Origin of the sequence: Candidatus Solirubrobacter pratensis, assembly GCF_000425945.1 — a bacterium.
GTDB lineage: Bacteria > Actinomycetota > Thermoleophilia > Solirubrobacterales > Solirubrobacteraceae > Solirubrobacter > Solirubrobacter pratensis.
The window spans coordinates 500,325-511,513 of the sequence record NZ_KE384481.1; the positions used below are offsets into that span (position 1 = coordinate 500,325).

General features: G+C 73.4%; 12 protein-coding genes. 5 read left to right on the forward strand and 7 right to left on the reverse strand.

Annotated elements, in window-relative coordinates:
- Position 1 precedes the first annotated feature (1 nt).
- The 3 genes from infA to H958_RS0131975 all read right to left on the reverse strand — a co-directional run bounded on the left by infA (position 2) and on the right by H958_RS0131975 (position 1,871).
- Entirely contained in the window at positions 2–226 is a 225-nt protein-coding gene (gene infA, locus H958_RS0131965) for a translation initiation factor IF-1 (RefSeq protein ID WP_196807666.1), read from the reverse strand.
- A 77-nt stretch (positions 227–303) separates the two neighbouring features.
- Positions 304–1,104 carry a sigma-70 family RNA polymerase sigma factor gene (locus tag H958_RS41930; protein ID WP_051325098.1) on the reverse strand — a complete coding sequence of 267 codons (801 nt, stop codon included), beginning with the start codon at positions 1,102–1,104 and terminating at the stop codon, positions 304–306.
- A gap of 131 nt (positions 1,105–1,235) precedes the next feature.
- Positions 1,236–1,871, reverse strand: a complete 636-nt coding sequence (locus H958_RS0131975) for a TetR/AcrR family transcriptional regulator (RefSeq protein ID WP_028061635.1) — start codon at positions 1,869–1,871, stop codon at positions 1,236–1,238.
- A gap of 230 nt (positions 1,872–2,101) precedes the next feature.
- Between H958_RS0131975 and H958_RS41935 the strand changes: the two genes are divergently transcribed.
- From H958_RS41935 to glgP, 3 genes are all read left to right on the forward strand, one after another.
- Complete coding sequence (locus H958_RS41935; RefSeq protein ID WP_037412203.1) at positions 2,102–2,584, forward strand: methylated-DNA--[protein]-cysteine S-methyltransferase; 483 nt, start codon at positions 2,102–2,104, stop codon at positions 2,582–2,584.
- On the forward strand, positions 2,562–3,584 hold the full coding sequence (locus H958_RS0131985; protein WP_028061636.1) for an aldo/keto reductase: 1,023 nt from the start codon (positions 2,562–2,564) through the stop codon (positions 3,582–3,584). The genes H958_RS41935 and H958_RS0131985 overlap by 23 nt, the downstream gene beginning before the upstream one ends.
- A 174-nt stretch (positions 3,585–3,758) precedes the next feature.
- Entirely contained in the window at positions 3,759–5,894 is a 2,136-nt protein-coding gene (glgP, locus tag H958_RS41940; protein ID WP_196807667.1) for an alpha-glucan family phosphorylase, read from the forward strand.
- Between the two features lie 39 nt (positions 5,895–5,933).
- On the opposite strand, the gene H958_RS47125 is transcribed toward glgP, so the two are convergent.
- Entirely contained in the window at positions 5,934–6,407 is a 474-nt protein-coding gene (locus tag H958_RS47125) for a hypothetical protein (RefSeq protein WP_028061637.1), read from the reverse strand.
- Positions 6,408–7,158: 751 nt separating this feature from the next.
- On the opposite strand from H958_RS47125, the gene H958_RS48600 reads away from it, so the two are divergent.
- The gene (locus H958_RS48600) at positions 7,159–7,389 is read left to right on the forward strand and encodes an RNA-binding S4 domain-containing protein (protein ID WP_304412503.1); all 231 of its coding nucleotides are present in this window, start codon (positions 7,159–7,161) and stop codon (positions 7,387–7,389) included.
- Positions 7,390–7,490: 101 nt separating this feature from the next.
- On the opposite strand, the gene H958_RS0132015 is transcribed toward H958_RS48600, so the two are convergent.
- Positions 7,491–7,925 carry a VOC family protein gene (locus H958_RS0132015; RefSeq protein WP_028061639.1) on the reverse strand — a complete coding sequence of 145 codons (435 nt, stop codon included), beginning with the start codon at positions 7,923–7,925 and terminating at the stop codon, positions 7,491–7,493.
- Positions 7,926–7,971: 46 nt separating this feature from the next.
- Between H958_RS0132015 and H958_RS0132020 the strand changes: the two genes are divergently transcribed.
- A complete protein-coding gene (locus H958_RS0132020) occupies positions 7,972–8,394 on the forward strand; it encodes a DUF1203 domain-containing protein (RefSeq protein WP_051325099.1) in 423 nt (140 codons plus the stop codon).
- A 4-nt stretch (positions 8,395–8,398) separates the two neighbouring features.
- On the opposite strand, the gene H958_RS0132025 is transcribed toward H958_RS0132020, so the two are convergent.
- Positions 8,399–9,775, reverse strand: a complete 1,377-nt coding sequence (locus H958_RS0132025; protein ID WP_081686497.1) for a peptidoglycan-binding protein — start codon at positions 9,773–9,775, stop codon at positions 8,399–8,401.
- Between the two features lie 79 nt (positions 9,776–9,854).
- A partial coding sequence (locus H958_RS0132030; protein WP_028061642.1) for a hypothetical protein occupies positions 9,855–11,189 on the reverse strand: 1,335 nt, incomplete at its 5' end.

Genomic DNA, 11,189 nt, shown 5'->3' on the forward strand with positions numbered 1-11,189 from the left:
ACTACTTGTATCGGTAGACGATACGCCCGCGGTTGAGGTCGTACGGGGAGACCTCGACGCGGACCTTGTCGCCGGGAAGCACGCGGATGCGGAACCGGCGCATCTTGCCGGCGAGGTGGGCGAGGAGCTCGTGATCGTTCTCGAGCTTCACGCGGAACAGCAGGTTCGGCAGGGCCTCGGTGACCTCGCCGTCGATTTCGAGCTTCTGCTCTACCGCCACAGGCATCTCCTTTTCGAATGGCACGAACGAGCCGCCCGGCGGCGCGGCCGGAGCGGCAACTCATTCCATTCTAGGCGCCCGGATCAGGCGGCGGCGACCCAGCCCAGCAGCTCCTCGTCCTGGTGCAGGCGATCGAGCGCGGCGGCCTCGAGCTGGCGCACGCGCTCGGGCGAGAGGCCCACGGCGGTTCCCACCGCGCCGAGCGTGCGCTGGCCGTGCCCGTCGAGCCCGTAGCGCAGCCACATCACGTCGCGGTCGCGGCCTTCGAGGCGCTCGAGCGAGCGGCGGAGGGCTCGCCGGCGCTCGGCCGCCATCGCGACATCCAGCGGCTGCGTGTCGTCCGGGCGCGCGAGCACGTCGGCGAGCTTGCCGGCGCCGTCGCCCACGGGCGCATCGAGCGAGGCGACCGGCGCGTCGGCGCGGCGCACGCGCTCCACGGCGGCCTCCTTCATGCCCGTCGCGGCGGCCAGCGCCTTCGCGCTCGGCTCGCGGCCGGTCTCCAGCAGCCCGCGCTCCGCGCGCGCCAGCCGGTCGGCCTCGAGGTGCTGCGGCGCGGGCAGGCGCACGAGCCGGCTCGTGTTCGCCAGCGCGTGGGTGATCGCCTGCCGGATCCACGGCACCGCGTAGGTCGAGAAGCGGGTCCCGCGGCGCCAGTCGTACTTCTCTGCCGCGCGGATCAGCCCGACGACGCCCTCCTGGAGCAGGTCCTCCATCGGCAGCCCGCGGCCGACATAGCGGCGCGCGACCGATGCGACCAGTCGCAGGTTGGACCGCACAAGGCGGTCCTTGGCCTCGAGATCACCTCGCTCGATCCGGCGCGCGAGACGCCGCTCATCAGCGGCGGTGAGCAGCGGATGCTCAGCGAACGCTCGATCACTTGTCATGGGCACAGTCCTGGTTCAAACGCTTGTTTCGAGTTCGGACTGCACATCATACGCTTGTTTGAACCGGGGTCGGAAGGGGGCTCCCTCCCAGGCTGGGGTAAGGCCTGCGGTACCTCTTGCGGAGGTTCGCCTTAGGCGGGCGCGAGCGCGGTGGCCGGCGCGCGAAGGCCGGCGGCGAGGAACGTCACGAGCTGCGCACGCAGGTCCTCGCAGCCGCCGCCCTCGGGAAGGCAGGGGGCGGGGTTCTCGAACGCGCCCGTCAGGTGCGCGCCCACGACGGCGAACATCGAGCGCATGCGCAGCCACAGCTCATCGCGGGGAAGCTCGGGCAGCGCCCGCTCGAGCATCCCGAGCTGGTAGCGCTCCGCCTCGTGCACCTCGGCCTTGACCAGCGCCCGCATCTCCGGGTCGGGATCGACCAGCAGGCGGCCGATCAGGTGGATCACGCGGGAGGGCTCGGCGTCCCCGTCCAGCCGTTCGATCAGCGGGCTGATGATCGCGTCGACGATCGCCTCGACCGGCGCGCCGGGCTCGAGCGCGTCGAGCCGGTTGCGGCGTTCCTCCGAGAGCGGGGCCAGCGCGCGATGCACCACCGCCTCCAGCAGCGCCTGCTTGGAGCCGAAGTGGTAGTTGACCGCGGCGATGTTGGCGGCCGCCTCGGTCGTCACCGCGCGCATGGTCGTCGCCTGATAGCCGTGCTCGGCGAACAGGCGCTCGGCCGTGTCGAGCAGCCGATCGCGCGTGGTGTCAGAGGGATCGCAGAACATCGGTGACCAGCTTCGAGTCTAGGTCCAGCCTGGCCTTTGAGACAAGCCCATCAGGGCGGGATCCGACGATCGGCCCATGCCGTCCCGCGTCCGTCACCGCAACCGGAGACGGCACGTTCAGGCTGCTGCGGGGCGCACGGACCGCGTATACGCAGGCCTGAACCAACGAACACCTCGATCCGGTCGCCGCCATCATCACACTTCCCGGCGCGCGCCGCGTTGGAAACCTCATGCACCGAGCACTCCTCCCCAGCCCGATCGGACCGCTCTTCGTCGAGGCCGGCGAGCACGGTCTCACGCGGCTCTACACGGGCGGTCATCGCCTGCATGCCGAGGCGCCTGCCGATGATGGCGCGTTCGCAGCCGTCGCGGCGCAGCTCGACGCCTATTTCGCCGGCGAGCTCGAGCGCTTCGACCTCCCGCTCGCGCCCGCGGGCACCGAGTTCGAGCGGCGCGTCTGGGAAGCGCTGACCGAGATCCCGTACGGCGAGACCGTGTCCTACGGCGAGCTGGCCGGCGAGCTGGGCAGCGTGGCCCGCGCGGTGGGCGGCGCCAATGCGCGGAACCCGATCAGCATCATCGTCCCGTGCCACCGCGTCGTCGGCTCGACCGGCAAGCTCACCGGCTACGCCGGTGGCCTGGACGTGAAGCGCAAGCTGCTCGACCACGAGCGCGGGGTACGGTCGTGGGATGGAGTACCGCACTCTCGGTAGGACCGGGGTCCGCGTCAGCCCGCTCTGCCTCGGCGCCATGATGTTCGGCGCCTGGGGCAACCCGGACCACGACGACTCGATCCGCATCATCCACGCCGCGCTGGACGCCGGCGTCAACTTCATCGACACCGCGGACGTCTACTCGCGCGGCGAATCGGAGGAGATCGTCGCCAAGGCGCTCTCCGGCGGCCGCCGCGACGACGTCGTCCTGGCCACCAAGTTCCACGGCGTCATGGGCGACGACCCGAACCACCAGGGCAACTCGCGCCGCTGGATCATCCGCGCCGTCGAGGACTCGCTGCGACGGCTGGACACCGACTACATCGACCTCTACCAGGTGCACCGCCCGGAGGAGGACACCGACGTCGAGGAGACGCTGTCGGCGCTGACGGACCTGATCCGCGCGGGCAAGGTGCGCTACGCGGGCTCCTCCACGTACCCGGCGTCGCAGATCGTCGAGGCGCAGTGGGCGGCGCAGGGTGCCGGGCTGGAGCGCTTCAAGTGCGAGCAGCCGCCGTACTCGATCCTCGTGCGCGGGATCGAGGCGGACGTGCTGCCGACGATCGAGCGCCACGGCATGGGCGCGATCGTCTGGAGCCCGCTCGCCGGCGGCTGGCTCTCCGGGCGCTATCGCAAGGGCGCGGAGCTGCCGACGTCGAGCCGCCTCGAGCGCCTCCCCCAGCGCTTCGACCTGTCGATCCCCGGCAACCAGGCCAAGCTCGAGGCCGCGGACGCGCTCGGCGCGCTCGCCGACGAGGCGGGCATCCCGCTCGTCCAGCTCGCGATCGCGTGGGCGATCAACCACCCCGCGGTGACGAGCGCGATCGTCGGGCCGCGCACGATGGAGCACCTCGAGTCCCAGCTCCCGGCCGCCGAGCTCGAGCTCGACGACGCGCTGCTCGACCGCGTCGACGAGATCGTGCCGCCGGGCGTGAACCTCAACCATGCCGACAGCGGCTACGCGAATCCGGCTCTCGAGCCGGGACTGCGCAGGCGCTGAGCCCGGAGAACGGCTAGCGGGGCGTCTCGTCGAGCGCCCCGCCGCAGTGCGGGCACGAAGCCCGCTGCGCGACACGATCGCGCGGCCACAGCTTCAGGCAGCGGAGGCAGAGGATTCGCATGCACGGCGTGATCGGCCCGCGCGACGCGTTCTTTAGTGCCTATCCTGCCCCGCGTGCAAGCTGGCCTACGCGACCTGGAGCGCGCAGCGCAGGCGCTCGCCGCCCGCCTTCCCGAGCCGCTGGGCGTCTTCGCCCGCGTCGCCTACAACTACCGCTGGTCCTGGGCCCCCGACGGCCCCGAGGTCTTCCGGGCGATCGACGCCGATCGCTGGGAGCGCGTCGCCGAGAACCCGGTGCGCCTGCTGCAGGAGACCGGCATCGACCGCCTCGAGGCCGCAGCGCGCGACGGGGACCTGCTCGCCCGCGCCGCCGCGCTCGAGGAGGAGATCCGCGGCGACCTCGCGCGGCCGCCGCGCGACGGCGTCGCGACGCCCGACCGGCCGGTGGCCTACTTCTCCGCCGAGTACGGCGTCCACGGATCGCTGCCGATCTACTCCGGCGGCCTCGGCGCGCTGGCGGGCGACTACCTCAAGGAGGCGTCCGACCGCGCGCTGCCGATGGTCGCGGTCGGCCTGCTGTACCGAAACGGCTACTTCCGCCAGCGCATCGACCGTGGTGGCTGGCAGCACGAGTACTGGGTCGACACGGATCCCGAGCGGCTGCCGGCGGCGCTGGTGCGCGACGAGGACGGCACGCCGGTCACCGTGTCCGCGGCGGTGCGCGACGAGCACGTGACGGCGCAGATCTGGCGGGTCGACGTCGGCCGCGTGCCGCTGTTCCTGCTCGACGCCGACCGGCCGGAGAACTCGCGCGCCGGGCGCTGGATCACGTCCAAGCTCTACATCTCCGACGAGGACATGCGGCTGGCGCAGTACGTGCTGCTCGGCGCGGGCGGCGTGCAGGCGCTCGCCGCCCTCGGGATCGAGCCCGGCATCGTGCACCTCAACGAGGGCCACGCCGCGTTCGTGACGCTCGAGATGGCGCGCGGCGAGACCAGCGCCGTCGGCTCGCTGAACGGGGCGCTGGAGATCGCGCGCCGGCGGACCGTCTTCACCACGCACACGCCGGTCCCGGCCGGCAACGACACCTATCCCGCGCAGCAGGTCGCCGACGTGCTGTCGCAGATGGCCGGCGCGCTCGGCGTCGAGGCCGAGCAGATCGTCGCGCTCGGGCGCACGAACCCGTCCGAGGCCGCGGAGCCGTTCGGCGTCACCCAGTTCGCGCTGCGCACGTCGCGCACCGCCAACGGCGTGAGCCGCCGCCACGGCGAGGTGGCGCGCGAGATGTGGCAGCCGATGTGGCCCGACCGCGCCGTCGACGACGTGCCGATCGACTACGTCACCAACGGCGTGCACCTGCCGACCTGGCTCGGCCGGCCGATGTGGCGGCTGCTCGACGAGCACCTCGGCGAGGGCTGGCTGGACCGCGCGACAGACCCCGCGACGTGGGCGCCGGTCGATTCGATCCCCGACGCCGAGCTGTGGGGCGTCCGGCGCGAGCAGCGCGAGCAGCTGATCGGCTACGTGCGACAGCGCGCGACCGTCGACCGGCTGGCGCGCGACGAGCCGCGTCCCTACGCCGAGGCGGCCGCGGCGTTCGATCCCGACGTGCTGACGATCGGGTTCGCCCGCCGGCTGGCCACCTACAAGCGGCTCAACCTGCTGCTGCAGGACGTCGAGCGCGCGATCCGCCTCGTCGGCGGCGACCGCCCGATCCAGGTGCTGCTGGCCGGCAAGGCCCACCCCCGCGACGACCAGGGCAAGGCGCTCGTGCAGGGGCTCTTCCGCATGAAGGACGCGCCCAACTTCGCCAGCCGCGTCGCCTACCTGGACGACTACGACCTGCGCATGGCGTCCCATCTCGTACGCGGCTGCGACGTGTGGATCAACCTCCCGCGGCCGCCGCTGGAGGCGTCCGGGACGTCGGGGATGAAGAACGTCGTCAACGGCGGCCTGCACCTGTCGGTGCTCGACGGCTGGTGGGCGGAGGCCTACGACGGGACCAACGGCTGGGCGCTGTCGGGGGACGTCGACCCCGACCACGGCGCGCAGGACGCGCGCCATGGCGCGGAGCTGTTCCGGCTGCTCGAGGAGGAGGTCAGCCCCGAGTTCTACGCCCGCGACGGCGACAAGCCGCCGAAGGCGTGGCTGCAGCGGGTGCGCAACTCGCTCAAGTCGTGCGGGCCGGAGTTCGGCGCCGGCCGCATGCTCGAGGACTACGAGAAGAAGGTCTACGGCGCCGCCGGATAGAGGCCGAGCGGCGGCGCCGCGGCGCCGCCCGGCCCCGGCTCACGGGCGCGTCTCGGTGCGGTTCTGATCGCTGGTCGAGCCGCTGTCCGAGGACGGCGTGTTGGTCGCGGTCGGCGTCGCGGACGGGCTCGCCGACGGCGACGGGGACGGCGTCTCGGTCGGCGTCGCGGTCGGCGAGGGCGAGGGCGACGGCGTAGGAACCGGCGTCACGCTCGGGACGCCGCCGGCCGGCAGGCGCTGGTCGATCTCGTGCTGGATGGCGTTGAATTGGCGCTCGATCTGGTCGGCGCGGTCGTTGACGTGGTCGGTGACGTGGTTGCCCACGAGCAACAGGATCGCGGCCATGCCGGCGAGCGTGACGAGCACGGCGACGGCGAGCATCCAGGCGATCACGGCGATGTTCTGGCGCCGGAAGCGCGCGCGGCAGTACGGGCAGCGCGGCCCGGTCGCCCACGAGATGCGGGCGCACTTAGGACAGACGCGCTGCGGAGGCGCGCTGACGGATCCCTCCATGGACAGACAGCCTAGGAGGTCATGAGAGCAGAGCGACGAGTCGCGCGACGGCCGGGCGCGCAGGGCCGCGGAGACGCCGCGCGAGCAGCGGGAGCGTCACGCCGCTGCGGAGCGCGACGAGTCGCATGTCGCGCCCCCGCCCCGCCGGCGCTCGGCGGCCCGACGGTCACGCGCGATCACTGGCGCGCGTCCGCTTCGCGCGCGAGCGATCATCGCTCGGGGCGCTGCCTTACCAGCGCGGTTCGGCGCCCCGAGAAGCCGCCGCGCGGCGGCCGCTCCGCCGCGTGCAAGGCACGGCGAACTGCGCGGGTAAGGAGTGCGGGTCTATCTGGCTCTGCGGCCTGACGGTCACGCTCGATCACCTCGCGCGTTCGTTTCGCGCGCGAGCGATCATCCCCGCGCCGGCCCGGATCGATCACGCGGCCTCGCGAACCGCGCAGGCAACCTGACCCATTCCCTCACCAGCGCCGTTCGCCGGCCCCGAGAAGCCGCCGCGCCGGCGTTCTGGAGAAGCGGCCGTACCGCGTGCCAGGCGAGCGGGCCCGGTTCAGCTATGACCTCACCCCAGCGCGCGAGGAGCTGCTCGTCGTCCTCGGTGCGCTGCAGCAGTGCGGCGACGCGCACGTCCGCGCGCGGAGGGTCCATCGTTGCTGCGCCGCCGGCGCGGCACGGACGAGCCGCTCGGCGTCGCGTTCGTCGACCGCTCCGGCAACGTCGTGGCGCTCGAGGACGTCGAGTTCGTACCGGCCGGTTGACCGCGGCCTATCATCGCGGCATCCGCGAGATCCAGGCACGTGACGGCGTCATCCGCCTTGGGCAGCTGCTCAAGCTCGCGGACCTCGTGGGCTCCGGCGGAGAGGCCAAGGCCCTGCTGGAGACCGGCACGGTGCTCGTCAACGGCGAGCCGGAGACGCGCCGCGGGCGCCAGCTGCACGCGGGCGACGTGGTGAGCGCCGGCGAGGACGCAGTGCGGATCGTCTAGGCGTCTGTTGATCTTCGATCCGTCGAAGCGAGGTGGTGCGCCCGTGGATGCCGGGCGCCGCGGGCGTGCCGCATCGCGCGGCGGGGAAACATCAACGGGCTCTAGGCGAGGCCCTTGGCGGCGAGCTCGCGCCTCGCCTTCTCGGACTTGCCGATGTCCTCCACCCCGAGCGCGCGCAGCACCTCCGGGGTCTTCGTGAACTGGACGTCGCGGTAGTCGACGATCTCGAGCTGGTTGCCGGACGGGTCGCGCATCCGCAGGCGGCCGCTGTCCGCGACCGTCTGGCCCTCCCGCCGCAGCGCGGCGCGGATGGCGTCCTTGTCCTCGACGACGAGGCCGACGTGGCGGTCTCCGTCAGGCGGTTGCGTGCGGCCCTCGCTGAGCGCGACGAACTGGTCGCCGAGGTCGATGAACGCCATGCCGGGCATGCGCCCGCGCAGCTCGAAGGCGAAGTAGCGCTCCCACCACTCGAGCGCCTCGTCGAGGTCGTCGACCTCGAAGGCGACGTGGTTGACGCCGAGTGCTCTGACTCCCATGCCCGGACCCTACTCACGCGCCGGCCGCATGTCGCGTTGCACGGGCATGACCCAGTTCGTGATCCAACCGCTCCCCGCCGGCGAGGTCGACGCCGGCGCCCCGACCGCCGTGCGACGGACCGCCGAGGGTGGTGAGCCGTGCCGGCGCTGCCTGCGCCGCGCGTCGGCCGGCGAGCCGCTGCTGCTGCTCGGCTATGACCCCTTCGTCGTCCGGAGCCCGTATGCCGGCTCGGGCCCGGTGTTCGTGCATGAGCGCTGCGGAGACGACGGGACGGGCGTCGAGCAGGTGCGCGGCAGCGTCCTGTCGGTGCGCGCGTATGACCAGGACGCGATGCTGCTCGATGCCGAGGTCATGCCGGGCGAGGCACTGAGCGACCGCGCCGCCGAGTTGCTCGACGGCAGCGCCGCATTCCTCCACGTGCACTTCGCGGGTCCGGGCTGCTTCGCCTTCCGCGTGGATCCGGTCTGAGCCGCTACGCACCTCCGTTTCCGCGCGCCGGCGGGCGCTTGTAGCCCGTCGCCGCCTGGACGCTCGACGGCCGCCAGTGGGAGCCGCCGCGGATCGTCGGCACGCCCTCGTCGTTGAGCGTGTCGGCGATCGCCTGCAACGACATCCCGCGGGCGCGCATGGCGGCGATCCGCGCGCTCAGCGCGGGGTCGTCGCGGACGGCCGCGTGCGTCGAGACGGCGGCGAGCCCACGGCGGGCGTGCCGCTCGCTGCGCCGGCGCTCCCACTCGCCGACCTCGCGAAGTGCGCTGATCGCCAGGGCGCCCTCGGTGCTGGAGGTGTCGATGTCGTAGTCGAGCGCGACGAGGAAGGCGTCGCCGTCGGCGAACGCCTGCAGGAGCGCGCCGAGGTCGGCGACCGAGTCGGCCAAGTCGCTGAGCTTGACGCACACCAGCCCGGCCGCCGCGCCGTCCGCGACCTGGCCGAGGGCGTAATTCAGGCCGGGGCGGTCGACCCGCCGGCGCTCCGGCGCCTCGACGTCGTGCACGACCTGTCCGAGCTCCCAGCCGCGCCGCTCGCACCACGCGGCGATCGTCTCGGCTGACTCCTTCAGGCGCGCCGCGGGAGGCTCGCCGGCGCGCGAGCGGACGTAGCCGAGGACGCGGTTGGGGCGGTGGTCCAGCTCGTCGGGCCGGTCGACCGCGACCAGGCGCGGCGGTGGCGGCGGGCCGCCGCTGTCCCACCGGCGCGGCGCGGGGGCGGCTTCGGCGTCCCGCGAGGAGGGCCGCTCCTCGGCGGGCCGGCGCGGCTCGGCGGGCGCCACCGGAGCCGGAGGATCCTGCCGCCTCGATCTCCTGCGCAGCGCGGCGCCGATCCAGGCGCCGATGACAGCGAGCGCCACGAGCAGGGCGATCAAGGCGACGATCGCGAGGGCCGGGGAGCCGCCGCGCGCGCCGGCGGCGGCGGTGTGCGGCCGCGGTGCGCCGGCGACCGCGGTCTCGCTTGTGCCGGCGTGGCGGAAACGCAGCGCCGCGACGGTGGCGAGGTCGGCCGTGCCGGTGAGCGCGAGGCCGTGCTTGATCTGGAACCACGTCAGCGCGGCACGGGTGCGCGGGCCGAAGCGGCCGTCGATGTGGCCGGTCCGATAGCCGCGTGCGCGCAGCCGCCGCTGGACCTCGCGGACCCGCTTGGACCCGTGGGCGTAGCCGCTACCGAGCTTGACCGCGCCCGCGGACCAGCCGCGCGGCCAGGCGCGCTTGGTAAGCAGGCTCGCCGGGGGCAGCGGGTCGCGTATCTCTCGTCCGTGCCAGCCTGCCGCGGGGGTGGGGCCGGCACCGAACGCCGCCGGGGCCGCCGCCACGGTCATGACCGCGGCGAGGGATCCGGTGATCCATCGATGCATCTCTCTCTCCTGATTCGAGCGTTGGTCGGGCCGGCGCGCGCGGCACCGGCCAAGGGGCTTGGGGCGACGCGAGGTCGCCTTAGCCCGGGCGCTCGATCGGAGAGAGAAGCGGCACCGGCCGCACCAGCGGCGGCACCATCAGGAGTGAAGTCAAGAGGATCGCCGCAAGGAGCCCGGCGGGCGTGAAGATCACGGCCGACCCACCGCCGCCGCCGGCGGCCACGCCGGTCCCGGCCGACGAAGAGCCACCCCCGGGGACGGAGACGGGTGGAGAGGCGACCGGCGCCGAGCGCGGCGTCGGGACGCCGGCGCGGCCGGTCCGCGAGACGGGACGGGGGCTTGGGCCGGCGAGCACAGGGCTGCCCGGGAGCGGCGACGACGCCGGCGCGGCCGGGGCGCGAGTCTGAGAGTCCGTCCTCATCGCACGGGCCGGCGCGCGAACGACGGCCACGCCGACGACCGGTGACGAGGCGGCGCCGCGATCCACGGCGAAGGGCACCGGCGAGCCGGACGCCTGCGATGCCGGCGCCACAATCCCCCCGACCGGCGCCGCGCCCGGCCGAGCGACCACTCCCGGCTGCTCCGACCACGTCGCGGGCGACGTCGCGACCGGCGCCGGAGCGGCGGTCTTGGGGCCCGGCGCGTCCGTCTTGGCGGCCGGCGCGAGCGTATTCGCGATCGGCGTCACGACCGTCTGAGCGACCGGCGCGACCGTGTTCGCGATCGGCGTCACGACCGCCTGAGCGACCGGCGCGACCGTGTTCGCGATCGGCGTCACGACCGCCTGAGCGACCGTGTTCGCGATCGGCGTCACGACCATCTGAGCGACCGTCTTGGCGGCCGTGTCGGTGACCGTCTGCGCGACCGGCGCGACCGTCTTCGTGGCCGTGTCGGTGACCGTCTTGGCGACCGGCGCGCCCGTCTTGGCGGCCGTGTCGCTGACCGACTGCGCGACCGGCGCGGCCGTGTCGGTGACCGACTGCGCGACCGGCGCGACCGTCTTGGCGGCCGTGTCGCTGACCGACTGCGCGACCGGCGCGACCGTCTTGGCGGCCGTGTCGCTGACCGACTGCACGACCGGCGCGACCGTCTCGGTGACCGACTCCGCGACCGGCGCGACCGTCTTGGCGGCCGTCTCGGTGACCGTCTGAGCCGCGGTCGGGGACGTCGTGGAGATCGGGCTAGACGCCGTGTCGGTGACGGTCTTCGCGACCTGCTGAGCCGACGTGGAGGCCGGCTTCGAGGCCGCGTCGGTGACCGTCTGGACCGTCGTGGAAGACGGCTTTGACGCCGTGTCGTTGACCGTCTTGGCGGTCTGCTGCACGGGCGCGGAGGACGACGCGGACGACGGCTTTGACGCCGTGTCAGTGACCGTCTTGGCGGCCTGCTGCACCGGCGCCGAAGACGACGCGGA

Bases quoted from the DNA above. Each gene is read 5' to 3' on its own strand.
- infA (WP_196807666.1), bottom strand. From the start codon at position 226: ATGCCTGTGGCGGTAGAGCAGAAGCTCGAAATCGACGGCGAGGTCACC.
- H958_RS41930 (WP_051325098.1), bottom strand. From the start codon at position 1,104: ATGACAAGTGATCGAGCGTTCGCTGAGCATCCGCTGCTCACCGCCGCT.
- H958_RS0131975 (WP_028061635.1), bottom strand. From the start codon at position 1,871: ATGTTCTGCGATCCCTCTGACACCACGCGCGATCGGCTGCTCGACACG.
- H958_RS41935 (WP_037412203.1), top strand. From the start codon at position 2,102: ATGCACCGAGCACTCCTCCCCAGCCCGATCGGACCGCTCTTCGTCGAG.
- H958_RS0131985 (WP_028061636.1), top strand. From the start codon at position 2,562: ATGGAGTACCGCACTCTCGGTAGGACCGGGGTCCGCGTCAGCCCGCTC.
- H958_RS47125 (WP_028061637.1), bottom strand. From the start codon at position 6,407: ATGGAGGGATCCGTCAGCGCGCCTCCGCAGCGCGTCTGTCCTAAGTGC.
- H958_RS0132015 (WP_028061639.1), bottom strand. From the start codon at position 7,925: ATGGGAGTCAGAGCACTCGGCGTCAACCACGTCGCCTTCGAGGTCGAC.
- H958_RS0132020 (WP_051325099.1), top strand. From the start codon at position 7,972: ATGACCCAGTTCGTGATCCAACCGCTCCCCGCCGGCGAGGTCGACGCC.
- H958_RS0132025 (WP_081686497.1), bottom strand. From the start codon at position 9,775: ATGCATCGATGGATCACCGGATCCCTCGCCGCGGTCATGACCGTGGCG.